Genomic DNA, 25236 nt, shown 5'->3' on the forward strand with positions numbered 1-25236 from the left:
ATAACAACCATCCTATGAGAAGATTTTTCATAACCTCCATAACCATTCTATTGGCATCGTCTGCCATCTCTCAAATCCGTATCAATGGCAAAGACGTAAATCCGTTGTACAAATTAATAGCGGCAGAAGACTCTATTGCCAATCTATACGTAGAACCTGTAGACGAAAATAAGCTTGTGGAAGACGGCATACGCGGCATGCTGGAGAAACTCGATCCGCATTCTTCTTACACTACGGCTAAGGAAACCAAGGCGTTAACCGAACCTTTGCAAGGCTCGTTCGAGGGTATCGGCGTACAATTTAATATGATACAAGACACGTTGCTTGTTATCCAACCCGTAGTGAACGGCCCTTCGGAGAAAGTAGGAATATTGGCCGGCGACCGTATCGTGGCAGTCAACGACACTGCCATAGCAGGTGTAAAGATGGAACGTGAGGAAATAATGCGCCGCCTTCGTGGTAAGAAAGGCACTAAGGTTCGCCTTGAAATCGTTCGACGTGGCATTAAAGACAGGCTTTATTTCACGGTTACGCGTGACAAAATACCCGTGAAGACCATCGATGCCGTTTACATGATACGTCCGGAAGTGGGCTATATCCGTATCGGGAGCTTCGGAGCAACCACATACGATGAATTCATGGCCGGCGTAGACTCACTGAAACGCAACGGAATGAAAGACCTTATTCTCGATCTTCAGGATAATGGAGGAGGGTATATGCTGGCTGCTATCCGCATTGCCAACGAATTTTTACAGCGCAACGATCTCATTGTATATACCCAAGGCCGCCGTGCCAATAGCGAAGGATACCGTGCGAGAGGCAATGGAAAACTGCTTACGGGCAAGGTGTTTGTGCTTATCAACGAGTATTCGGCTTCGGCCTCGGAGATTGTTACGGGTGCTCTGCAAGACCAAGACCGCGCGCAAGTGGTAGGCAGACGGTCGTTCGGTAAGGGATTGGTGCAGCGCCCGATAGTATTCCGCGACGGTTCCATGATCCGTCTTACCATAGCCCATTACTACACTCCATCGGGGAGATGCATCCAAAAGCCTTATGAAAAAGGCGATAGAAAGAGCTATGCCGAAGATATAGAGAACAGATTTAAGCACGGGGAGTTATATAGTGCAGACAGCATACATCTGTCAGACTCGCTTAAATATTACACTTTGCGCCGTCATCGGGTAGTTTACGGCGGCGGAGGCATCATGCCCGACTTCTTCGTACCTTTAGATACCGCCCAATATACCCCATTCCATCGGCAGATAGCAGCAAAGAGTATCATTATTAATGCTAATTTGAAATACATCGACAACAACCGCCGACAACTAAAGAAGAAGTATCCGACGTTCAAAGACTTTGATGCTAACTTCGATATACCGCAATCCGTCATTGATGAAATGCTGATAGAAGCGGAGAAACAGAAGATTAAACCCAAGACACCCGAAGAACTCAAGCAGACTCTGCCCATGCTCCGTCAGCAGATGAAAGCGCTTGTAGCCCGCGATTTATGGGATATGACCGAGTATTTCCAGATCATGAACCGCAGCAATCATATCGTACAAAAGGCGGTGGAGCTGGTAGGCGAATAAACCATTTTTATTGCATAAAGCGGTTAAATGGAAAAGATGATAAGGGCATTGATGGCGGTAATGCCGATAAAACTGTTTTCCGAACTGCTATAGATATTATGTTTATGTCGTTTGGGCCATGCATATAAATTCGTTATATGCATGGCCCAAACGATATAAATGCATGGTCTATAAAACTTGTGTTGTTTCGGTATCTTTTATGTTTCCCAGCTCTTTTATCTGTTTCTCGAACATATTTCGGTCACCGATGGCGCTGTTCTTGATTTTGGCACGGTAGTTATAAATGGTATTTACCGAATAATGTAGAAATTCGGCTATCTTCGTACTGTCGTCTATACCCAGCCTGATGAGGGCGAACACGCGTATTGGTGTGGTCAGTTTATTAGGATTGGACAGATGGATGCGGTCTTTGGGCTTGAGAAGTGCATTGAAATCGTTTACGAAATTAGGAAACAACGTTATAAACACAGCATCGAAGTTTACATAGAGTTCATCTATTTCCTTATTTTTGATATCGGCCGATTTGGTGATCTGCATCACCTTCTCGTATTGCCTATTCAGCATCATTCTGTTGATTTGTCTACGCAAGTCATCCATTTTATCAATATACAGTGAGCACATACCGATAAATCGTCCGATGTAAGCCTCTTTTACTCGATTACTTTCATTGAGTTTATGGTTCGTGTCCGATAGTTTATGGTTGGTAGCATCCAGTTTTCGGTTGCTTTCCGACAGTTTTCGGTTAAGTTGTTCCAGACTTTCGTTGGCCTCTTTCAGTGTGTTGCGTGCCATCACCAAATGCTTTCGTTGTTTGTTAACATAGTAAAGCAGGAACAAAAGTAATACCGACATAAGACTTACAGTAACGGTGAAAATGGAAAGAATGCGGTTTTTGCTGCGGATGATTTTCTGATAATCTTTGCTGATATAGTGGACTATCGGCGATATTTGCCAGTTACGTATGCGCGTACCGAAGAAGTTAGCCGCATTCCATGCATAGTTAATGTATCGATAAGAGCGGTCGATATCGCCTTCTTTATCCAGTTGTCGGGCCAAAGTCCATAGCGATGCTTGGTCCATAATGGCATTACGTATATCGCAGATGGCCGATTTTGCCAGCCAGTATTTCATTCTTTCCGTGTTTCCCATGTGCTCATATATCAATTGCCGATAATATGCGGCGATGGCATATTTGTGAGAAAGAGGCTTTGCCATGCCCAAAAGTTGGTTGTTTATGTGGAGAGCTTCTGCATATTGATTATTGTAAATAAGAGTTCTTTCTTTTACCTCGAGATAATCTATGCTATGCCGGTTGACCTGATAGTACATGGAATCGCTGTATATGGAGGCCTTTCGGTAGTATTGTTTCTGCACTTCGGGGATATTACTGTGGTATCCAAGTTCATTGTAAAGATAGTTCTTGGTTTTATAGTAGATGCCCAATTCTCTTTTGCCAAGCATGCTTTTGTTCATTTTTTCCAGTATTTCGGATGCCTCGAAATACATGCCTCCGGTTGTAAGTTGATGGGCAATGAGAATCATACAATAAGTTTCGCGGTGTTTGTCGCCGACATTGTGGGAAATGTCAATGCACCTTTTAATGTATGCAATGGCAGAGTCGTTTATGAAAGAGCGGTATTCTTCGAATAAACGAAAGTTGAGTTGATAAATACTTTCGGCGTTCTTGGTTTGTTGTAAGGAATTTTTAAGCGTTGCAATTCGCTTTTCGCGTTGTTTGACGAATACGGCCGAGTTGGCTACAGCATCGTCCAATTGGCGATATAGGTTATTTATATTCTCGTTTTGCGCGTTTGAATGTAATGGTAAACATAGAAATATGATAAGTATGAAGAACGATTTCATTGTGAATGAAGATTGGTTGAATATTTTGTTTTGGCTGGTATATTGTGATATGCCTTGCAGTTCGACATTGTAAACCAAGGCTCAATGCAAAGATAGTAAATGGGGTTGATATGAACAAACATTCGGCCATTATTTTAAAGAAGGGTAACTGTTTATCTTACACCTATATTCTGTTGAGCATATACCTATCTTGTATAAGGCATACACCTTTGGTATATAAAAAACGGAAAGGTATTTTCTGGAAGAAATAACAATGACAGTATGCTATTGTCATGCTGCCATATCTGTAATATTTGTGTTAAACTAACAGGCAGATTGTTACGGAAGTAATGATAAATGATAGTGAAAATAGATAAACTTATGGTCCTTTATTATTTTCGGTATTATTTGTTTTCTTGTAATTAGTATCGTTTTATGTATCGATAGAGTATGAAATAAAGATGTGGATAAAGTAGCGTATGCGTTTGAAAGAGAAGTTTTGTTAAGATTAGAACGTGTTTTTTATCCGATAAGAAGCGGTTTTTCTACCACTTTTTAAAAGAAAGTATGTTTGTTTTTATTCCTGATTATCAGTGCTTTATTTATAATATGATCGAATAAATAACCACCAAAATAATATAGGAAAGTATAATTTTTTGCTTTTGTGTTTATCTTTGTAACATGCAATGTCTTACCCGAATGAAAGATAATGACTAACTATTAACTTTAAAATAATAACATGTTCTTTATGAAGACAACAAACAATCTAACTGCAATCAGGTCTTTTGTGCTGTTGTGTTTTGCCTTGTTATTTTCGGTATCCGTATCGGCACAGAAGACAAGGATTACCGGCGAGGTGATGGGAGACGACCATGAACCGGTGGTAGGAGCCACTGTTTCAGAAGTTGGTTCGCAAAACAGAACGGTTACAGACGTAGATGGAAGGTTTTCCATCGAGGTTGAACGTAACGCAACATTGCGTTTTTCTTACATCGGTTATGCCACAAAAGACCAGAAAGCCGACAATGGCATGAAAGTGATCTTAAAAAGTGAGGTGAATATGCTTAACGAGGTTGTGGCTATCGGCTACGGTTCGGTGAGGCGTAAGGATGTAACTACGGCGGTTTCATCGGTATCGACAAAGGATCTTGAGTCGCGTCCGATTGTCTCGGCTACTGCTGGTATACAAGGTAAAGCTGCCGGTATCATGGTTTCACAGGCCAACGGACAGCCCGGTTCTTCGCCGACAATCAGAGTTCGTGGTACAACTTCTATGAACGGAAGTAATAATCCGCTTTATGTGGTGGACGGTGTACCGATGACGGATGTCGATTTCCTGTCGGCAAACGATATCGATGAGATACATATTCTTAAAGATGCTTCGTCTGCGGCCATCTATGGATCAAGAGCAGCCAATGGCGTTATCATTATTAACACGAAACAAGGCAAGGCCGGTGTTACCAAAGTAAGTCTGAATGCACACTATGCTTTTAATACGGTTCGTGATAATAGGGAGCCTTTAAATGCCGTACAGTACAAAGAGCTGATAAATGAAATGAACGAACGTGGTGTTACCAAGTTAAATCTTCCTGATAATCTGAAAGATTGTACGGATTGGAAGGATGAGGTATATCGCGTAGGAAACGTGCAAGATTATCAACTTTCCGTTACGAGTGGTACCGACAAACTGCGCTATTATCTGGGGGGGGGGTACACAGGCGAGAACGGAGTGATCGGTAAATCGAACTTTAAGCGTTATAACGTAAGGCTTGCAGTAGAGAACGATATCCGTCCGTGGCTGAGATTAAACGGAAGTGTTGCCTATTCTGATTATGTGTGGAAAGGTGTAGGTATCTTTTCAGGTAATGGATCTAACCGTGCCGGCGTAGTTACAGCAATCATTAATACACCTACATACGCCCCAATATGGGATCCGGAGAACCCGAGACAGTATTATACAACCTTTTATGGAGTAAATATGGATAGTCCGTTGGAGAGCCTGTCACGTACACAAAACGCAAAAACTAAGTATAATAAAATAATAGCTACGGGTAAAGCAACGATCAAATTTTTGCCGGAACTCAATCTTACAACATCGTTAAGTCTGGATCGGGCGAACGGTGTCGCTACGGAATTTGTCGATCCGTTCGAGACACACGATGGCAGAGATACCAAAGGCAGCGGCAGCGATACTCGGTCGACAAACACATTGCTTACCTTTGACAATGTGCTTAATTGGAAAAAGAATTTCGGACGTCATGGTTTCGATGCCATGATAGGCTCTTCGTGGACGTCGAGTAAATGGAGTCAAAGCAACATGAGTGGCACTAACTATGCGAAACCAGACATACAAACACTCAATGCTGCCAACAAAATAAGTTGGGACGGAACGGGGAGTTCGGCAGCCGATTGGGCTATACTTTCGTACTTCGCACGTATGCAATATAATTGGAATGATACTTATATGGCCACTTTTAATATGCGTGCCGACGGAAGTTCGAAGCTTGCCCCCGGTCATCGCTGGGGATATTTCCCCTCGTTCTCTGCGGCATGGCGTATCACTAACGAGGAGTTTATGAAGGATATAACGTGGCTCAATGACCTGAAATTGCGTGGAGGATGGGGACAGACTGGTAATCAAAGCGGACTCGGAGACTATAGTTACTTAGCAACTTACAGAATAGAGCGTGTGCAATGGTTCGGAACAGGGAATGATACGAATGCTGTTCCTAATCGTGTTCAGAACACGCTAAGTGCTCCTGAGTTAACATGGGAGACCACTTCGCAGACCGATATTGGGTTAGATGTCACGATGTTTAATAACCGACTCACCTTATATATTGATTATTATTACAAATACACGAAGGATATGCTTATGACGGCAACGCTTCCTGCCGGCAGTGCTGCTGCAAGAATACTCCGTTATAATGGCGGAGCGATGGAAAACAAAGGGTGGGAATTCACCGTTAGTTCGAAAAATCTCGTGGGCACATTTGCATGGGATACCGATTTCAATATCTCGTTTAACCGGAATAAGTTGAAAGAGCTCTCTCTTACTCAGAAGTATTATGATGCGATGACATCGGAGACTGTTAATGAATATGTTGTGTTGAATACGCCCGGACATCCTATGGGTTCTTTCTATGGATATATTTCCGATGGCGTCGATCCCGAAACAGGAGAGTTGATGTATAGGGATGTTAATAAAGACGGAGTGGTTTCTATTTCCGACAGAACGTTTATAGGTGATCCGAATCCCGACTTTACGTTCGGCATGACGAATACTTTCAGATGGAAAGGTTTTAACTTGAGTATCTTACTGCAAGGCTGTGTAGGGAATGATGTTTATAATGCTTCGCGCATGGAAACCGAGGGAATGTACGACGGAAAGAACCAAACGACCAAGGTATTGAGCCGTTGGCGTATCCCCGGACAGCAGACAGATATACCCAAGGTGGGATTTGTACAGCATAATTCTACCTATTATTTGGAAGACGGCAGCTACTTGAGAGTGAAAGACGTTTCTCTTTCTTACGATGTACCCCGTTCTATTATCTCGAGATTCGGGCTTACCAAACTCATGCCTTACGTATCGGCAACAAATCTCTTTACTATTACAAATTACTCCGGACTTGATCCCGAGCTTAATCAGTATGGTAATAGCGGAACGGTACAAGGTCTTGATTGGGGGACATATCCCCTGAACCGTTCATTCGTTATGGGAGTAAAAGTAGAATTTTAATACGATAAAAGATATGAAAGCAAAATATAACAGAACACTTATACTAGGAGTGTTGACGGCTTTGCTTGGCAGTTGTTCGCTGAATTATGAGCCGATATCCGATCCTTCAGAATTGACGGAAGGCAAACAGACAGATACAACGACGGCGGTATTGGCTGATAAAGCAGCAGCACAAAGTCAATTAAAAGTTTTATACGAAGTGTTCCGTTCACGACAGGAGCACTTGCATCTCGATTTCTTATTGATTGCCGATTGCCATTCGGACAATGCTTATGTAGGTACTACCGGTGCAGAAGTGGTTCCCTTTGAAACGAATTCTCTTGACGGAGGTAATCCCGATTTGCTGCGAGATTGGAATAGATACCTCGAAGATATAGCTAAGAGCAATGTTCTTATCAACGGTATTGAGGAATTGAAAGAAAAAGGAGACATTACCGATACGGAATATAAGCAGATGAGAGCACAGGGACAGATATTTCGTGCATTCATGATGTTCAGGATGGCAAGGTATTGGGGCTCGTTTCCAGTAATCACAACAGTTGGCAAAACCATCACTTCAAAGAATATTCATGAAGTATATCCCACTTATTTTCCGCCACGTTCCACTGTGGAGGAATGCTATCAACAGATCATAAATGATTTAGAATACGCTGTCGAAAATGCCCCCGATTTCGACAAAACGGACAGAACTCGCCTGACAAAGACAGTGGCTCAAGCCATGTTGGCCAAGGTATATGCCGAGAAACCTAAACAAGATTATTCGAAAGTCGTAAAGTATGCAGAAGACGTTATCAATACCTCCGGATTGGAACTCGAACCGGAATTCGTTACATTGTGGGGATGGGATGACGTTGCAAAAGACTGTGTGAAGCGGAACACTTCCGAAGGAATATTAGAAGCTCATTGGACAACCGGTGGCGGCAATTGGGAATCGTGGATGTATGGCCGTTGTCTTGAAAACTATGATAATAGCTTTACGTGGGCTAAATGGGTAACACCGTCGCGTGATATCCTAAAAGACTTTCAAAATGAGAACGACACAATCCGATTAAACCAGTCGGTTGTGTACTATGATTGTAAGTGGAGCAACTATTATCCTGCAAATCATTATCCGTTTATGTATAAGTTGCGTTCGGGGTATAATAATGTGTATTTCCTGCGACTTGCCGATATTATTCTCATTGAAGCCGAGGCACAAGCTTATTTGGGCAACCTTACAAGAAGTGCGGCTCTTGTGGATATGATAAGAGAGCGAGCAAAGTTGCCGAAGCTGACGGCGGATAAGAAGGCTTCGAAAGACGTAATGATCGAGACCGTATTACATGAACGGCGGCTCGAGCTTGCATTCGAAGGCGAACGATGGTTTGATCTTTGCCGAAACAACAAGGTCGAACAAGTAATGAATACATTGAAAACTCGCGACAGTGGTAGGTTGGAGTTGAAGCGTATGTATGATGAGAATTCATATCTGTTGCCTATTCCACAAGCGGCAATCGATCAAAATAATAATTTACAACAGAACCCCGGTTATTAATATATTACGAATATGGTTACAATAAAAAATAATTTTAAGGTTTTCGGCATTGCCATCAGTGCCGTTTTCTTCTCACTTACAGCGTGTAGCAGTTCATCGCTTTCGTTAGAAGAATATAAGACAGATCCCGATAATCCCAATTTAACGCCGGCAGCAAACAAGGCTATTGTTTTCACGACAACATCGAATGGTGCCGATATGTTGTACCAGACAAGTGCGGATGTTTATACGGGAAGCAACATGGCACCTACTACAATCCGGATCGATCCGAGCAAAACATACCAGACAATGGATGGATTCGGATTTGCCATTACCTATTCCTCTTGTTATAATTTGCTCCATATGACGGCGGAAGACCGTGCCGCTTTCTTGAAACGTACATATTCTACTACCGAAGGATTCGGTACAAGCTACGCTCGTATCTCTATCGGTTGCAGCGATTTCTCAAGTACCGAATACACGTTATGCGATAAAGAAGGATTGGAGAATTTCCGTTTTTATAAAGACGAGACCGACTATGTAATCCCCATATTGAAAGAAATATTAGCCATCAATCCTAACGTTAAGATCATTGCAGCACCTTGGACTTGTCCGAAATGGATGAAGGTAAAGGACTTGATAAGCATGACTTCCCATGATTCATGGACCGATGGGCATATCAATCCGAATTATTATCAGACGTATGCCGATTATTTCGTGAAGTTTATTCAAGGCATGAAAGACAACGGAATAGATATTTATGCCGTGTCACCCCAGAATGAACCGTTGAATAAAGCGAACTGTGCGTCGACGTATATCCCGTGGAGAGAGGAGGCGGATTTCGTAAAAGTGCTGGCTGCAACGTTTAAGAAGAACAGCCTGAAGACGAAGATATATCTCTTCGACCATAATTTTAATTACGACAATTCATTTAGCCAAAATGATTATCCCATAAAAATATACAATGCTTTGGGTAGCTCCTTTGAGGGTTCGGAGTATGTAGTAGGGGCTGCCTATCATAACTATGGCGGGAGTCCGGAGGAACTCGACGACGTTCATGCAAAGGCACCTACCAAAGAATTGATATTCTCTGAAACCTCCATCGGAACATGGAACGACGGACGCAACCTAACGGCGCGCCTGCTCAACGATATGCGCGACGTTACGTTTGCTACCGTTACACGCTATTGCAAAGCTGTTTTGGTTTGGAATTTAATGCTCGACAAGAAGATGGGACCTAACCTTGACGGAGGCTGCCAGACTTGTTTCGGGGCAGTAGATATCGATCAAAACGGATATAAGCAGTTGCATTACAACTCACATTACTTTATTATATGCCACATGTCGAGCGTGATTAATCCGGGCGCAGTGCGCATCGGAGTCACTTCAGACAGTACTCAATTGAGCGATTTCTCACATGTGGAATTTCTTAACCCCGATGGAACAAAGGCTGTAATTATGCTGAATACCGGCGATACAGACCGCAATGTTACGATCAGCGACGGGCAAAATCATTTCCGTTGCAGAGTTCCGGCAGGCTCTGTAGTATCATGCAAATGGGATAAATAACAATAGAATTTTGAAGATATGAAGAATTTAAGATATTTATTCATGGCACTGCTTTGCACTTTATTGGCAATCTCGTGCAGCAAGGATGATGATGGAGGTGAAGGATCTCCCGTGCTTACTGTTGCAGAAGTGGCTCCTGCAATGTTCGGCGACAGTATTATAATTGATGTGAAATGTACGGATAACGGCGGTGTTCCTTTGTCTACGCTCAAAGGTTCCCTACTCTATAGCAACGAAGAGGTTGCGCAGCAGACCGTCAGAACCAAGACCGAAGGCGATTACCGCTTGAAATTGTTTGTACCTTATTATAAAGTTGTGCCCGACGGCAATGCGCAGTTGAAACTTACCTTGCAGAATATTCGTTTCGCAACGGCAGAGAAAACGGTCGACATACTGCTTACCCGTCCGCATTATGGCTCGCTTACGTTGATAACATCCGACGGTACTCGATATACTATGTTGCCCGATGCGTCGAACCCTTTCCTGTTTTCAACTACAGTAAACTCCCTCGGTAAAAATACTGTTCAGGGTTATATCATTGCTCCAAAGCAGGGTGCGAACGGCAATGAAATTACTTTCGGCGAGGGTAATCACGGTGTTACGCAAGGCGTTACGGATAACATATCGTTTGTAAATGCCCATTCGGGAAGTTTTAAAGTAACGTTCAATACGCTTACATACGCTTATTCGCCGATTTACGATCCTAATTCCGGTTATTTAGAAATCGTACTTACCGAAGCCGCCAATACTTTCAACGGCAATTTGGTGCAGGGTTATAACTATAAGTTTATCGGCGATGATGCTTTGACAGATAACGATTGGTACTACGATCCCGACTTCTTTACAAGCAATGGCGATGGAACTTACAAGTTTAATGCCGTAACCGGAACCTATCACATTACGGCCAATTACACGCGGAAAGCATTGCAGGTGTGGGCTGTTTCTGCCGGAGAACCGGCTAAGTTGCAGGCTGATGGAACGGGAGCTGTATGGATTATAGGTAGCGATGGGCTGGCCAAACCGTCTTATACATTCATACAAGGTCAGGGATGGTGGACGGATACCGACCATGCATTGTGCATGGCGCAGATACGCAGCAAAGTTTATCAGCTAACATTTACTGTTGGCAAGCAGCTTAATCCGTCTTCGGTAAACTTCAAGTTCTTCGGTCAGGCGGGCTGGGGAGTAGAGTTTAAAGGCAAGGCGGGCAGCGAGTATCGCGTCACGGGCAATCCTGTTCCGTTCATAATTGGTGAAGGTACCCCCGGTCATGATGACGGAAATATCTATCTGGCAGATGGATCAACACTGAATGATGGCGATACCTACGTACTTACGCTTGACCTTTCAGCCGATCCGAAGAACGCAGTACTTACTGTAACCAAGAAATAAATGTGGAATATAAATGCCCGATAACTTCATCGGGCATTTTATTATTTGAACATGTTATATTGAAACACCCCTCCTTTTTATAAGTAAAAAGAGGAGGGGTTTCTTCTTTTAACAAGCATCGTTGTGGCTTTCACCGGTGCCATGTGTGATGTTTATTGTAGACGAGTATCGTGTTTTTCTCAGACAACTACCTATTTCTTTTCTTGCAAACTGCGTAGTAATGCCAACGCTTTGTTCTCGTTAGCTTCCATAATCTCGCGTTCTCCCGGACCTTTATCGTTGATGCCGCAGAGATGGAGTATGCCATGAATAATCACGCGGTGCAGTTCTTCTTCGTATTTTTTGTTGAATTTCTCGGCATTGCTGTGCACTGTATCGAGCGAAATCACAAGGTCTCCGTTTATTGTATCGCCATCGTTGTAGTCGAAAGTGATGATATCGGTGTAATAATCGTGCCCCAGATATTGGTTATTTACCTCAAGTATCTTCGCGTCATCTACGAACATGTAGCCTATTTCGCCTGCTTTACGGCCGTAAGTCGCTGCCACTGCTTTGATCCAAGCCGTGGTTTCTCGCTTCTTTATCTTCGGCATACTCACGCCATCCGCATTGTAACTTATCATGGAATAAACTCTTTAATATCTCTGTTGAAGTTTTTCAGTTCTCTCACCATACTCGAAGAAACGCTTTCCAACTGTGGTTCGGCGAAAAGAAGCAGTGTCTCTATGTTGCCTATCCGGCGGTTTATGTCGGCTTGTATGCGTTCGTATTCGAAGTCGACCACTGTTCTGACGCCCTTAACGATATACTGTGCTCCCTCTCGACGGGCGAAGTCTACGGCGAGATCGGTATATGTCTTCACCGTAATTTTAGGTTCTTCTCGGTATAGAGCGGTTATCGCGTCGAGACGTTCTTCCCTGCTGAGCATACATTTCTTCCGCTCATTTGTGCCTATGCCTATGACAAGACGGTCGAACAGCGGTAAAACTCTGCGCACGATCGATGCGTGTCCTATTGTAAAAGGATCGAAAGTTCCCACAAATATACCCGTTCTCATATTTTTATCCGAATAAATTAGGTTCCATAAATTCACCGGCATAAGGCGTTCTGCCGAGGTGCTCGAACGCCAATGCGGTAGCCATACGTCCGCGGGGAGTACGCTTGATGAAGCCTTCCATGATGAGGAACGGCTCGTAAACCTCTTCCACGGTGCCGGTATCTTCGCCGATGGCCGTTGCTATGGTGGATATTCCGACCGGTCCGCCACGGAATTTGTCGATGATGGTCAGCAGAATTTTGTTGTCTATCTCGTCCAGTCCGTACCGGTCGATATTAAGTGCTTTAAGCGCAAATCGAGCTATATCGGTATTAATTCGCCCGCTTCCTTTCACTTGAGCGAAGTCTCGCACCCTTCTAAGCAATGCATTGGCAATACGGGGGGTACCTCTGGAGCGGCGAGAAATCTCTATGGCGGCGTCATCGTCTATGGGTACCTTCAATATACCGGCACTGCGTTTCAGAATTTTGGTCAATGTATCGGGCTCATAGTATTCCAAATGCAGGTTTATACCGAAACGTGCACGCAACGGAGCGGTAAGCAGTCCGCTGCGGGTGGTGGCTCCGACGAGGGTAAAGGGGTTCAGGTCTATCTGTATGGAGCGGGCCGAAGGCCCTTTGTCGATCATGATGTCGATGCGATAGTCCTCCATTGCCGAATACAGGTATTCCTCCACGACGGGCGACAGACGATGTATTTCGTCGATAAACAGTACATCATTGGGCTCTAAAGAAGTAAGGATGCCGGCCAAGTCGCCCGGTTTGTCGAGCACAGGGCCGCTGGTTATCTTAAATCCCACGCCCAACTCGTTGGCAATGATGTTGCTCAATGTGGTTTTACCCAATCCGGGAGGACCGTGCAGAAGGGTATGATCGAGCGGTTCGCCGCGATACTTGGCCGCCTCGACGAATACCTCAAGGTTCTCTACCACGTTCTTTTGTCCGCTGAAATCGGTAAATTTCAATGGCCTGAGTGCGTTTTCAAATTCCCTTTCGGCAGTTGTCAGTGTCTCTTCTCTTATATCAAAATCTTCGCTCATCGATAGTTCTGTACCTGCAATAGTATTGTGCAAAGATACTTATTTTAATTCATAATCTATCATTCGCAATTCATATTTTTGGAATAGAGTGTACCGACAGGTCTCCTGTTCGTGCCCTTTTCGCATTTTGCAACCGAGTTGCATGGCTTTTTCCTTACCTTTGCAGCAGAAATACAAAATAAAGACAACAGAAATATGGAAATCGAAGAACATGAGAAGAGCATATCTCTATGGAGCTTAGGTATATCGTCTGTCATGCTTATAGGCGGCATCTTGGCAACTTACATGGGCATTGTATGGTTTCAGCATCCATTGTTCAGCTTCGCATGGTATGCCGTTGCGTACCTTCCGGTGGGACTTCCGGTGATGAAAGAAGCATGGCATGCCGTGCGTGAAGGCGACTTCATGAGCGAGTTTATGCTCATGTCGTTGGCGGCGATCGGTGCGTTTGTCATCGGTGAATATCCGGAAGCCGTTGCTGTAATGCTATTGTATTGCATCGGGGAGGCGCTTCAAGACCGCGCAGTAGACCGTGCCCGCGATCATATCCGTGCGCTTGTGGGCCTGCGCCCCGATAAAGCAAGACGGTTGAAGGGAGGAGATGTGAACGGCAAATCGCCGGATATCGAAGAAATAGATCCCGCAGAAGTGAACGTGGGCGACGTTATAGAGGTGAAAGTTGGCGAACGTGTGCCGATCGACGGTACGCTCTTGACCGAGAATGCATCGTTTAATACGTCGGCGCTTACGGGCGAATCGCTTCCTGCACAGATAGAACGTGGCGGCGAGGTATTGGCCGGAATGATTGCATTCGACTCGGTTGTGCGGCTTAGAGTGTTGCGTCCGTCGGACGAATCGGCCCTCTCGCGTGTCTTAAAAATGGTACAGGAGGCAGCTGAACGCAAGGCCTCCACCGAATTGTTTGTACGCAAGTTTGCCCATGTTTATACCCCTATCGTCATCGTGCTGGCTTTTCTCACCGTACTGCTGCCGTGGTTGTATTCGTTGGCTGTTGCCGATTTTGCGTATATTTTCAGCGATTGGCTTAAACGGGCGCTCGTTTTCTTGGTGGTAAGTTGTCCGTGTGCGCTGGTTATCAGCATACCCTTAGGTTATTTCGGGGGCATAGGAGCATCGTCGAAGCGTGGCATTCTCTTTAAAGGAAGTAACTATTTAGACGCCATGACCGCCGTTGATACGGTGGTATTCGATAAGACCGGCACGCTTACCAACGGCAGCTTTTCTGTAGAAAAGGTCGATGGATTGGACGAAAACGACATTCGTACGGTGGCTGCTATGGAGCAGTCGAGTCCGCATCCCATAGCCCGCACTATCGTAGATTATGCGTATAAAGAACTTAAACTGCCGTCTGCCGATGCTCCGGCATCGCTCCGTTCGCTTTCGGGCTACGGTCTTGAGGCGGAAGGATGGGCTGTTGGTAATCTTAAGCTGCTCGAAAACAAAGGCATTGCTTATCCCGAAGCATTGAAAGAGATGCCCGAAACCATCGTCGCAGTTGCGAAAAACAGCCGTTTCATCGGCTATATTCTGCTGGCAGACACGCTGAAAGAAGATGCCGTACAGGCCGTGTCGACATTGAATACACGGGTAGAAATTCTTTCAGGCGATAAGCAAGCCTTGGTTGATAAGGTAGCACGTCAGTTGAATGTTGCCCATGCTTATGGCGAATTGCTGCCCGGTGACAAAGTTGCTCATATAGAAAAACTGAAACGCGAAGGACATAAAGTGGCGTTTGTGGGCGACGGTATCAACGATGCACCGGTACTGGCGTTGAGCGATGTGGGCATTGCGATGGGCGCGCTGGGTGCTGATATGGCTGTAGAAACGGCCGATGTAATCATACAGACCGACCAGCCGTCGAAAGTAGCCGAAGCAATCTTAATTGCAAAACGCACACGCCGTATCGTTCGGCAGAATATTGTGTTGGCGTTAGGCGTAAAAGCTGCCGTTATGATACTCGGCATATTCGGCTTGGCCAATCTATGGGAAGCGGTGTTTGCCGATAGCGGTGTGGCTCTTTTAGCCGTACTCAATTCTTCTAAGATATTTCTCCGATCGGGGAAATAAGTCTGTTTCATCGGTGCTATTTCGTTAAGATACGGCCGACATAAATAACAAACGGCGTATGCAGAATATATTGCATGCGCCGTTATTTTTATGCTTTCCTGCGGTTTACAGGCAATAGTAACCGTGGAAGAAGTTCCGGATTATGCTATTGTAATACTCTTGTCGAGGTAAACATCCTGTACGGTATGCAGCAATTCCACACCGTCTTTCATCGGTTTCTGGAATGCCTTCCGGCCGCTGATGAGACCAATACCGCCGGCACGTTTATTCACTACGGCCGTAATAACGGCATCTTTCAAGTCTGATGCGCCATGAGATTCGCCGCCAGAGTTAATAAGTCCTACGCGTCCCATATAGCCATTGGCCACTTGATAACGGCAAAGATCGATGGGATGTGTAGTGGTTAATTCCGAATAAACCCTCTCATCGGTGCGACCGAAGCCTATTGCTTTGAAGCCACCGTTATTGGTCGGCAGCTTTTGTTTTACTATGTCGGCCTTGATGGTTACGCCTATATGGTTGGCTTGTCCTGTAAGATCGGCCGACGAATGGTAGTCTACGCCGTCTTTCTTGAAAGCACTATTACGCAAATAGCACCACAGTACGGTAGCCATACCTAACTCGTGTGCGTATTCGAAGGCCTCTGCAACCTCTACCAACTGCCGTCTGCTGTCTTCGGAACCGAAGTATATCGTTGCTCCAACGGCCACTGCGCCGAGGTTCCACGCCTCTTTAACGGTGCCGAACATTATTTGTTCGTAGCTTGTGGGGTAGGTGAGCAGCTCGTTGTGGTTCAGTTTAACCAAGAAAGGTATCTTGTGTGCGTACTTCCGAGCTACGGAACTCAATACGCCGAAAGTGGTTGCAACGGCATTGCATTCGCCTTCTATGGCAAGTTTGATGATGTTCTCCGGATCGAAGTACAGCGGGTTGGGTGCGAAAGAAGCACCTGCCGAGTGCTCTATACCTTGGTCTACGGGCAGGATAGAGAGGTATCCAGTGTCGGCAAGTCGTCCGTGCGAGAACAGTTGTTGCAGGCTTTCGAGCGTACGGATGTTTCTGTCAGACTCTGCCCATACCGTGTCTATCACGTCTTTTCCGGGCAGATGCAGCAATTGTTTGTCTATTGTTTTACACTCATGTTCAAGGTAAAACGCTGCGTCTTTGCCTAATAAATCGGTTACTTTACTCATAATATAAAATATATTTTTAGGTCGTGCCACTCTTTATTGGGTAGCATTGCAAAGATACTTATAATCATTCGATTACACAATACCTTGTTGTGAGTATTTTAGATAGGTATTCTATCGGACGCATATCATAGGTGTATCGGGCATACACCGGCTGTGTAGCATGAATACATGGTGCGAATAAAATTTTGAGGTTACGATTATTCTGTGTAAATTTGCAACCGCTATGGTAGATGAACTGTACTATTTGGACAAGTTGAAGCACCGCGAAATAAAGCCGACCGCCACACGTATGCTTATTCTGCGGGCCATGATGCGCGGCGATGAGGCCGTTTCGATGCCCGATTTGGAGCGTTTTCTGCCGACGATAGATAAGTCTACCATCTCCAGAACATTATCCTTGTTCCTTCTTCACCGCCTTGTACATGCCATCGACGACGGTTCGGGCGCACTCAAATATGCCGTTTGCGACGACAATTGCGACTGTTCGGTAGACGATGAGCATACGCATTTCTATTGTGAACATTGCCACCGCACCTTTTGTCTGAAGCATATAGCGGTGCCGGTAGTGCCGTTGCCTGATGATTTCCGGCTCAACAGCATCAATTATGTGCTGAAAGGACTCTGCCCGGAGTGTGCCGAAAAGCTCGACAGGCAATCGAGGTGACGGAATTGAGGATGGGGGATGAAGGATTAGGGACGAGCGATTGATTGTTATATTGTAGGAATTTAGCTTGCCTGAAGCATACCGGAAAGGCAGTCATGCCCTTAATTCTTTATCTTTGAAAGTTATGGAATACTTAGATAAGCCAAATTCCTATGATGCTTTCTCCGCATTTCTTACAAACGTGACTTCCTTCCTTGAAAGAGACGGGAGAAAGCTATGCCGGTTGTTTTTATATCATTTATCACTTTCTTTCGGGGGCTTTTGCCAGAAATAATCGGCATCATTGGTGGCTGTGTAAAACGACCTAACGGTAGCAGGCGAACTAAATCCTTCCGGAAGAAGCACAATGTAGCGCTCACCATAGTACCTGTAACGCCCCTCAGGATTAAGGCAACTGTTGTCTACACAGTTCATCCAATAGAGGTTTTTGGCCATATAGTCGTCTAAATACTTCTCTTTAGTCTGCTTAGATTTATTGTTCCAGTTCGCATCTTCGTTCAGATAAAGAGGCTGATCGGTAATTAAACGCTCGCGAACCTCGGCAATCGACAGCAGATTACCATGCTCATCTTTCACATAGGCATTGAAAGTAGGATCCATCCAAAGCCATTTGTTGAGTTTAGAAGAGTAAACACAGTTGATTACATGGCAGTCGCCGTCGTTCTCGTCCTTGGGCATACAGGTTACATACCGCGAGGGGAAGCCCATTGCAAGGTACATTCCGTTCAGCGCGATGGCCAACTGACGGCAGTTGACACCATTGCCGGTAGCCTTATAATAATTGTATATGTCGAACGCATCGCCCTCGCACATGCCGAAGTTGCCGCCATCGTGGGGGATAGAGTTATGTACGAACCTTAGAATATTGATAATCTTCGACACTTCATCGCCGTTTCCGGCCACGGAATCGAGCTTGAAGAACGTGCGCATTTGCTTCAGAGATTGGTCGTCGGCCTGCTGATAAGTGAAGCGAGGAAGCGTGTCTGTCGCTTCTTTACAGTAGCCTTTGGCGTGACGGAGTATGTATAAATAATCATATTCGCGTATTGTCTCGAGCACTTGTTTGAACCTTTTGTCGTTGCGAATGCCATCGAAATCGGTATCTGTCAGGGCATGGCGATAGTCTTTATAACCGTACTCAATAGATTTCTTGAATGCTTCTATGGCCTCTTTCTTCTTGTTTTGTAAGGCATAGGAGCAAGCGAGATTGTAATAAGAGTTATTCTTTGCAGCTCTTACCAACTCTTGATATTTTTCCTGTTCGGCTTTAGTGAGCTGCAATTTATCAAGTTCTTGCAGCATTGTTCGTAGCGTTTTTACGGTATTTACATAATCTTTTTGTTGGTAAAACTCCGTGTAAGTATCGTTTAGAGCGCGGCATTTAACGAAGAGTTTGTTGAGTGTTTCGGAATCGGTCTGTGCATGTAACGAAAGACAAGCGGCCATTGAAACAAATAAGAAGAACAGTTTTCTTTTCATAAATAAAATGGTTAAGTTTTTATAAATATATGCGTTTTATGGTTATTCTGTAAATGTAAGACGAAAAAACGGGTAGAAATGTTGCGATACATTGCATGTTTATTTTTATTCTACCCTACTTCTATTGTACGTAAAAGCCATGCCTATGGCCGATAGAATGCCTGTATGTGGGAATTGTTACCGCGGTACGTAACCCATAGGCAATAAAATAAGGATGCAAAGGTTTTCTGAACAGTATGGAAACCCCTTGCATCCTTAACGGAAATGTGCCATGAATTTATTTGAAAAGCCGTTGGGCGAACATGGTCAGATAAATGCGCCAATTACGCCAGAGGTGCCCGCCGTCGTTCTCGAAATACTCGTATTTGTAGCCTTTCTCGTCGAGGTATCGGCGCAGTTCCGTATTGTTTTTATAGAGAAAGTCCTCGTTTCCGATGGCTATCCAGTAGAGCTTGGGCGAGCTTGCGAACAGTTTATCCATCTCGCCTGCAAACCTTGTGCTTGCTACAGCGTCTTTATAGAACGATTCTCTCGAATATTCTTTGCCTACGCGTACGGCAGCTGAGAACAGTCCATAGTAGTCGAACATGGTCGGATACATACGTGAAATGCCGAAAGTGTGGCCTCCTCCCATCGACAGACCGCACACGGCACGCCCTTCGCGCTTGCGGATAGTTTTGTAATGTGCGTCTATAAAGTTCACTATATCCATAAAACTTTCTTCCAAAGTGGCTTTCGGAGCGGTTTTAACGGCCGTTCCGGAAAGCGTATACATACCTGCCGACCATGCTCCGGGGGCAGCCTCGCAGTTCGAGTTGCCGTTTGGCATAACGACGATCATAGGCTTTGCCTTGCCTGCAGCTATGAGATTATCCATAATCTGTGCGGCTCTGCCGAGCTCGCTCCATGCGTTTTCGTCGCCTCCCATGCCGTGCAATAGGTATAAAACGGGGTAATTTTTACCCTTGTCATAGTCTGCCGGCGTGTAAACAGTCATGCGTCGTTGTATCTTCAGCGTAGGACTATCGTACCAAACCTTGGCAACATTGCCGTGCGGAACGGCATTCGGTCTGTACAAGTCGCCCTTGTCGTCTTTCGAATGAGATACGATGAAGATGTTCGTATAGGTAGAAACATCGCGATTGAGATAGGCGTTGGCCGGATCGAGTCGGCGTATTCCGTCTGTTATGAAGGCGTACGAATAGAGTTCGGGTGCCAGTCTGTAGGGTGTGGTAACGCTCCATACGCCTTTTTCATTCTTGATCATGGCGAGGTTCTCCTGATGTATTTCGGCGAAATCGCCGCGTACTTCCACGGTTTTTGCATCGGGATCGAAGTAATTGAAGGTCACCGTACCGTCGCTGTTGATGATGGGCGACTGCATGTTGGGGTGCTCCCAAAGCGCCTGTTGTGCGAAAGCAACCGAAGAAAAGGCTGCTCCTGCAAGGAACATAAATAGCTTTTTCATGAGATGTTGTTTTGGTGTGGGGGTTACGAAAGGCGTGCCCGACAGTCTTCGAGGATAGCCATGAGCTCGTCGAACGTTGAGGCCCGTAGCATGGCAATGCGTGTCTGTCGGAAGTCGGGAATACCTTTGAAGACGGGACTTGCCGCAAGATGGCGGCGCGTGTGCAGTATGCCGCGGTATTCGTCTATGCGTTCGACGTTGATGCGTAGCTGTTCTTCGAGGATATCAATCTTATCATTAAGGGTGAGAGCAGCAGGTGTATCGCTATTCTCCAAGAAATCTATGATCTCTCGGAATATCCAAGGTCGCCCGAAGGTAGCACGTCCGATCATGACAGCGTCCGTTCCGTAGCGATCGAAAGCCTCTTTTGCTTCGGATGGAGAAGCAATGTCGCCATTTCCGATGATGGGTATATGGATGCGAGGATTACGCTTTACTTCGCCTATAAGCGTCCAGTCGGCCTTTCCGGTGTACATTTGCGAGCGCGTTCTGCCATGTATAGTGAGCGCATGTATGCCGCAATCTTGCAGTTGTTCGGCAAGGTCGGCGATGATGAGGTTATTTGCATCCCAGCCGAGTCGAGTTTTAACGGTGACAGGGGTATGAACTGCTTTCACTACTTCGCGTGTAATCTCCAAAAGCAGCGGTATGTTACGAAGCATACCTGCACCGGCTCCCTTGCTTGCAACCTTCTTTACGGGGCATCCGAAGTTCAGGTCGATCACGTCGGGATGCGCTTCTTCGACGATCTTTGCCGCTTCTACCATCGATACAACATCGCGTCCGTAGATTTGTATGCCTACAGGACGCTCTTCATCGCTGATGGTCAGCTTGCTCATGGTAGCTTTAATGGAGCGCACAAGTGCCTCTGCACTGATGAATTCCGTATAAACCATGGCAGCTCCGAAGCGCTTGCATAGCAGACGGAAGCCTATATCGGTGACGTCTTCCATAGGGGCAAGGAAGAGCGGATGTTTACCGAATTCTATATTTCCTATCTTCATATTGTTGGCAAAATTACAAAAGATTTTCAATAAAGATACGGTTTTTCTTACAAAACGCATGCAAGAATGAGGCTTCGACGGCGTTTATAGAGAAAACGTATCGTTGGAAATGAAGAAAATTTTGTTATGGATAATGCTGTCGGCGGTATTGCCCGTGAAGGCACAACGCAAGAGTTATGTGCAGTTGAAAGCGGCTTATGAAGGAGGATTTATAAACTATACCTGTGAATCGGCAGGTGTGGAAGTTGTTTATGGATATCGTACAGACGGTATGGTTTCGGCAGGTGTGGGTACCGGACTGTTTTGGTCGAGCCAGAGTTATGACAAGATAGGGATGGATTATAGCTCGTCAGTAGATATCGTTCCGCCGCCATACAGCAATTTTTCACCCTCATTTGTACAGAATTTGTATATCCCTGTTTTCGGTTTTTTGAAATGCCGGCTCACTCATACTCGTGTAGTACCGTATATAGGAGGAGATGTGGGTTATGCTTTTCTGATACCCTGTGAGAGCTATAGCAAGCAAACGAAGCTGGGATTCTATGGAAAACCCTTTGCCGGATTGGATATCCGTTGTGGAAAGGGTACGCTTTCTCCGGAGATAGGTTTTAAGTTTCAGCATCGTACAGATGCGGGAAACAGCATGAATTATAACCAATTGGTGATAGCAATAGGGTATACTTTCTGAAGCGTCATGCCAGAAGATGATACACGCCGCCCGCCAATGTCTTGACTACTCCTTTCATTTCCATAGAAAACAGTAAAGCCGTAAGACGGGCGATCGGTAGGTTCGATTGTACGCTAAGCATGTTTATTTGCAAATCGTTGGTCTTTGCAAGGACTTTCACTATCTGCAATTCCTCGTCTGTAAGATTGGGGAAAAGCTCTCGTTCGATGCCGCTTTTTCGGGTTTGCTGTAGTTTTGCATCGTCTTCCCAGCCCATTGCTTTCACAAAGTCGTAAGCATTGGAGATTAAACCTGCACCGTTATCGCGGATCAGATTGTTGCATCCTTCGCTATAGGGTGCCCCCACAGGGCCGGGAAATGCGAATACATCGCGGTTATAGTCGCGGGCTATGCGCGTTGTAATAAGCCCTCCGCCCTGCGAGGCGCTCTCTACGAGGATGACAGCATCTGCTATTCCCGCCACAATCCGGTTGCGCCGAACGAAGTTTACCTTATCTGCATTGGTATTGGTAAGAAATTCTGAGAGCAGTCCGCCGTGGAGGAGCATCTCTTCGGCAGTCTGTCTGTGGCGCGGAGGATACAGGTCATCCAGTCCATGAGCTAACACTCCCACGGTTTGGAAGGCGTTCTGCAAGGCATAGCGGTGCGCATTGATATCGACGCCATAGGCAAGTCCGCTTACTATAAGTACATTGGGACAGTGTTGTTTCAACTCAGCGGTGAACCTGCGGATAAGGTCTTGTCCGTACATAGTGCACCGCCGTGTACCCACGATGGCGATTATCTTGGCTTGGTTGAGGTTTGCATTACCTTTATAGAATAGCATTAACGGTGCATCGTCGCATTCCTTGAGGCGTTGTGGATACCGTTCGTCATTCATACAAAGCGGAACGACGCCGTTTTTCATATCCCATTCCAGCTCTGTTTCTGCCCTTTTCAGCGGTTCCGAAAGTTCTTTAAAAGCCTTAACCAACTTGGGTGAGGCGTCAGGAACCACATCCAGAATGTTATTGCGGTGCTCTATGGCAGCAGTAGCCGAGCCGAGTCGGCGGTATAGCTCAAGCAGGCCCGCAAGATTGAAGTAATTGATACGGGTGAGCGCAATAGTGTTGATGATCTCTTGGGTATCCATCTACTCGGTCAAGTATTTAGAGAAAGCGTTGTCATAGTCTTCGCTATTGCCGAGTATTCCGTTGATGAGACAGACCAATTCTACCGTACTTCTGAAACAAAGTTTCTCATCTGAAGCCCTGAAAATATCTTGGTTGAACACGTAGCGCAGCCCTTCTTTGTGCAAACCTAATCGGGATATGAACAGATCATCGCACTTCAACGGTGTTTTGTACTGCAGGTTCATACGCGCGACTACGGCATCTATGCCCTGTTCGTGCATCTTGGAGAAGCTCAAACCGGTAGACAATAAGAACAAATGTCGCGTATGTTCGATGTAATGAAGGTAGTTGGCATTGTTCACAATGCCTTGGATGTCGCACTCATAGTCGCGCACTTCCATTGTTGTTTCAAATATATATTTCATTTTCTTCTAAGATATTCGTATCCTATACGGCAGCGCAGGCAGTCTTTTTTATCGCAATATTCTTTTTTAAGCTGTATGAGCGCTTGCGTATCTCCGGCATTTTGCACAGTCAGACCGCACTCTTTCCACATTCGTACGATATGGTTGTTTTCGGCTTTCAGCGATTCGAGAAAGGTAAACGCACGGTCGCAGAGTCTTTCGTCAGACTTGTATCGTCCGTAGGCAAAAAGCATCGGGGCGACAGTGTTGATCATTAATAAATGTAAAGAGGCCGAAGAGAGTTGTTTCTCGTTCTTTTCGCTGACGGAACCGAAAGTGTAATGCGTCTCCCAATAGGGGGTTACGGAGGTGTGGAGCATGCGCTCGGCCTGCTTAACCGTATCGCATTCGATCAACGTACTAAGGTCTGAACGACGGGAAAAGTACAGGTTGGCGAGCTGAGAGATGCGGATATGCGGAAAATTCTGCGGTCTCAACCGCAGAAACCGCCACAGTTTAGCATTCATGGGAGTAAGCCCGAACTTATGTGCCAAGTAAAGATATTCGTTGCGGAGTTTTAAAAAATAGTCTTCGTTCAGTGCTTCTTCCCGATGTTTCTGCGGGATTGTTTCGGGTTCTAACAGCCCTGCCTGCCCCATGAAAACGGCCTCTATCTGGAAAAGATTGTCGCGATGATGGTCTACAGCGTGCAAAGGAATGCTTCTTGCCCATGCTTCGAATGCGTCTCCATTGAGACCGAAACCGTAGTTACGAGCTAATGTAACGAAATAAGACGCTTCCCATGAGCCTTCGCAAAGTAAAGTCCGTGCCTTAATAGCCTTTGTTTTTTGTTCTAAACGTTCGGTTTGTAAGACGCTCATCCATGAGTGGATTGTTAGTTGTGAAAGGTCGGGAATGACCTTATAGCACGGGGGATAGCTGTCTATTTGCAGCAGTTCGCGGTAATGTTCGCTTACTGTGACCGGTACATCCAGTTGCACTTGCGGAATTACCAATCCGCTTTGTGTGCACACATCGGTATCGACTATACCAGCAATATGCAGGATCACGTTGTCGTAAGCAGCGTCTTTATCATGCTTATGTACATACCAATCGCTCGATGCCTCGTGTATCTCCACGTTTCCAACCCACATTGTATCGCCGATTTTCAGCTTTGCATTGAAGAAATCAGGCCCGGAATTCATGTTGTGAAGCCCCGTATCGATGACTTCCACCGTATGTCCGTCGGTCGTTTTAAGGCCGGATAGCGGGAACATTTTGTGTTTCCAAACGTAATGGAGTAGCTGTTCCATAGAGATTTGAGGATGTTTTAATCGTGCAAAACTACTAAAAAAATCGTAATACATGGAAAGAACAACGGAAAAATACTTAT

19 protein-coding genes are annotated in these 25236 nt (G+C 45.4%); 8 read left to right on the forward strand and 11 right to left on the reverse strand.

Translation table 11 applies throughout. From position 1 onward, the window contains the following. Positions 1-14: 14 nt before the first annotated feature. Positions 15-1589 (forward strand): S41 family peptidase, encoded by a 1575-nt coding sequence (locus tag BN3912_RS03975; RefSeq protein ID WP_023984203.1) that lies wholly within the window; start codon positions 15-17, stop codon positions 1587-1589. A 168-nt stretch (positions 1590-1757) separates the two neighbouring features. On the opposite strand, the gene BN3912_RS03980 is transcribed toward BN3912_RS03975, so the two are convergent. Beyond that, complete coding sequence (locus BN3912_RS03980; RefSeq protein WP_023984204.1) at positions 1758-3362, reverse strand: DUF6377 domain-containing protein; 1605 nt, start codon at positions 3360-3362, stop codon at positions 1758-1760. Positions 3363-4179: 817 nt separating this feature from the next. On the opposite strand from BN3912_RS03980, the gene BN3912_RS03985 reads away from it, so the two are divergent. Genes BN3912_RS03985 through BN3912_RS04000 form a run of 4 tightly spaced genes read left to right on the forward strand, consistent with a single transcriptional unit; the run spans position 4180 to position 11647 of the window. Then, positions 4180-7173 (forward strand): SusC/RagA family TonB-linked outer membrane protein, encoded by a 2994-nt coding sequence (locus tag BN3912_RS03985; RefSeq protein ID WP_074024999.1) that lies wholly within the window; start codon positions 4180-4182, stop codon positions 7171-7173. A 13-nt stretch (positions 7174-7186) separates the two neighbouring features. Continuing rightward, on the forward strand, positions 7187-8707 hold the full coding sequence (locus BN3912_RS03990; RefSeq protein ID WP_023984206.1) for a RagB/SusD family nutrient uptake outer membrane protein: 1521 nt from the start codon (positions 7187-7189) through the stop codon (positions 8705-8707). A gap of 12 nt (positions 8708-8719) precedes the next feature. Beyond that, positions 8720-10255, forward strand: coding sequence for a glycoside hydrolase family 30 protein (locus BN3912_RS03995; protein WP_023984207.1), 1536 nt, complete (start codon positions 8720-8722; stop codon positions 10253-10255). An 18-nt stretch (positions 10256-10273) separates the two neighbouring features. Next, on the forward strand, positions 10274-11647 hold the full coding sequence (locus BN3912_RS04000) for a DUF5125 domain-containing protein (protein WP_023984208.1): 1374 nt from the start codon (positions 10274-10276) through the stop codon (positions 11645-11647). Positions 11648-11838: 191 nt separating this feature from the next. Here BN3912_RS04000 and ybeY read toward each other — a convergent pair whose 3' ends face one another. From ybeY to ruvB, 3 genes are read right to left on the reverse strand one after another with little or no spacing between them, the layout of a single operon-like run. Then, entirely contained in the window at positions 11839-12270 is a 432-nt protein-coding gene (gene ybeY / locus BN3912_RS04005) for an rRNA maturation RNase YbeY (protein ID WP_004369207.1), read from the reverse strand. Then, a complete protein-coding gene (gene coaD / locus BN3912_RS04010; RefSeq protein ID WP_023984209.1) occupies positions 12267-12704 on the reverse strand; it encodes a pantetheine-phosphate adenylyltransferase in 438 nt (145 codons plus the stop codon). Before coaD ends, ybeY begins: the two co-directional genes overlap by 4 nt. Positions 12705-12708: 4 nt before the next feature. After that, positions 12709-13743 (reverse strand): Holliday junction branch migration DNA helicase RuvB, encoded by a 1035-nt coding sequence (gene ruvB, locus BN3912_RS04015; protein ID WP_004369209.1) that lies wholly within the window; start codon positions 13741-13743, stop codon positions 12709-12711. Positions 13744-13938: 195 nt separating this feature from the next. Between ruvB and BN3912_RS04020 the strand changes: the two genes are divergently transcribed. After that, positions 13939-15831 carry a heavy metal translocating P-type ATPase gene (locus BN3912_RS04020; RefSeq protein WP_023984210.1) on the forward strand — a complete coding sequence of 631 codons (1893 nt, stop codon included), beginning with the start codon at positions 13939-13941 and terminating at the stop codon, positions 15829-15831. A 140-nt stretch (positions 15832-15971) separates the two neighbouring features. Here BN3912_RS04020 and BN3912_RS04025 read toward each other — a convergent pair whose 3' ends face one another. After that, positions 15972-17024, reverse strand: coding sequence for a class I fructose-bisphosphate aldolase (locus BN3912_RS04025; RefSeq protein ID WP_023984211.1), 1053 nt, complete (start codon positions 17022-17024; stop codon positions 15972-15974). A 223-nt stretch (positions 17025-17247) separates the two neighbouring features. On the opposite strand from BN3912_RS04025, the gene BN3912_RS04030 reads away from it, so the two are divergent. Then, complete coding sequence (locus tag BN3912_RS04030) at positions 17248-17688, forward strand: Fur family transcriptional regulator (protein ID WP_004369212.1); 441 nt, start codon at positions 17248-17250, stop codon at positions 17686-17688. A gap of 234 nt (positions 17689-17922) precedes the next feature. Here BN3912_RS04030 and BN3912_RS04035 read toward each other — a convergent pair whose 3' ends face one another. The 3 genes from BN3912_RS04035 to dusB all read right to left on the reverse strand — a co-directional run bounded on the left by BN3912_RS04035 (position 17923) and on the right by dusB (position 21639). Then, entirely contained in the window at positions 17923-19167 is a 1245-nt protein-coding gene (locus BN3912_RS04035) for a transglutaminase-like domain-containing protein (RefSeq protein ID WP_023984212.1), read from the reverse strand. Positions 19168-19444: 277 nt separating this feature from the next. Further along, positions 19445-20635, reverse strand: coding sequence for an esterase (locus tag BN3912_RS04040; RefSeq protein ID WP_023984213.1), 1191 nt, complete (start codon positions 20633-20635; stop codon positions 19445-19447). A 23-nt stretch (positions 20636-20658) separates the two neighbouring features. Next, positions 20659-21639 (reverse strand): tRNA dihydrouridine synthase DusB, encoded by a 981-nt coding sequence (dusB, locus tag BN3912_RS04045; protein ID WP_023984214.1) that lies wholly within the window; start codon positions 21637-21639, stop codon positions 20659-20661. Between the two features lie 109 nt (positions 21640-21748). Here dusB and BN3912_RS04050 point away from each other — a divergent pair, with 109 nt between their 5' ends. Continuing rightward, positions 21749-22327 carry a hypothetical protein gene (locus tag BN3912_RS04050; RefSeq protein WP_036859387.1) on the forward strand — a complete coding sequence of 193 codons (579 nt, stop codon included), beginning with the start codon at positions 21749-21751 and terminating at the stop codon, positions 22325-22327. A 4-nt stretch (positions 22328-22331) separates the two neighbouring features. Here BN3912_RS04050 and dprA read toward each other — a convergent pair whose 3' ends face one another. From dprA to BN3912_RS04065, 3 genes are read right to left on the reverse strand one after another with little or no spacing between them, the layout of a single operon-like run. Then, entirely contained in the window at positions 22332-23459 is a 1128-nt protein-coding gene (gene dprA, locus BN3912_RS04055; protein ID WP_023984216.1) for a DNA-processing protein DprA, read from the reverse strand. Next, positions 23460-23864, reverse strand: a complete 405-nt coding sequence (locus BN3912_RS04060) for an acyl-CoA thioesterase (protein ID WP_016665450.1) — start codon at positions 23862-23864, stop codon at positions 23460-23462. It abuts the gene before it with no gap. Beyond that, positions 23861-25156, reverse strand: coding sequence for a DUF2851 family protein (locus BN3912_RS04065; RefSeq protein WP_023984217.1), 1296 nt, complete (start codon positions 25154-25156; stop codon positions 23861-23863). Before BN3912_RS04065 ends, BN3912_RS04060 begins: the two co-directional genes overlap by 4 nt. Between the last annotated feature and the right edge of the window lie 80 nt (positions 25157-25236).

Source organism: Prevotella phocaeensis, assembly GCF_900065875.1.
Taxonomy (GTDB): Bacteria; Bacteroidota; Bacteroidia; order Bacteroidales; family Bacteroidaceae; genus Prevotella; species Prevotella phocaeensis.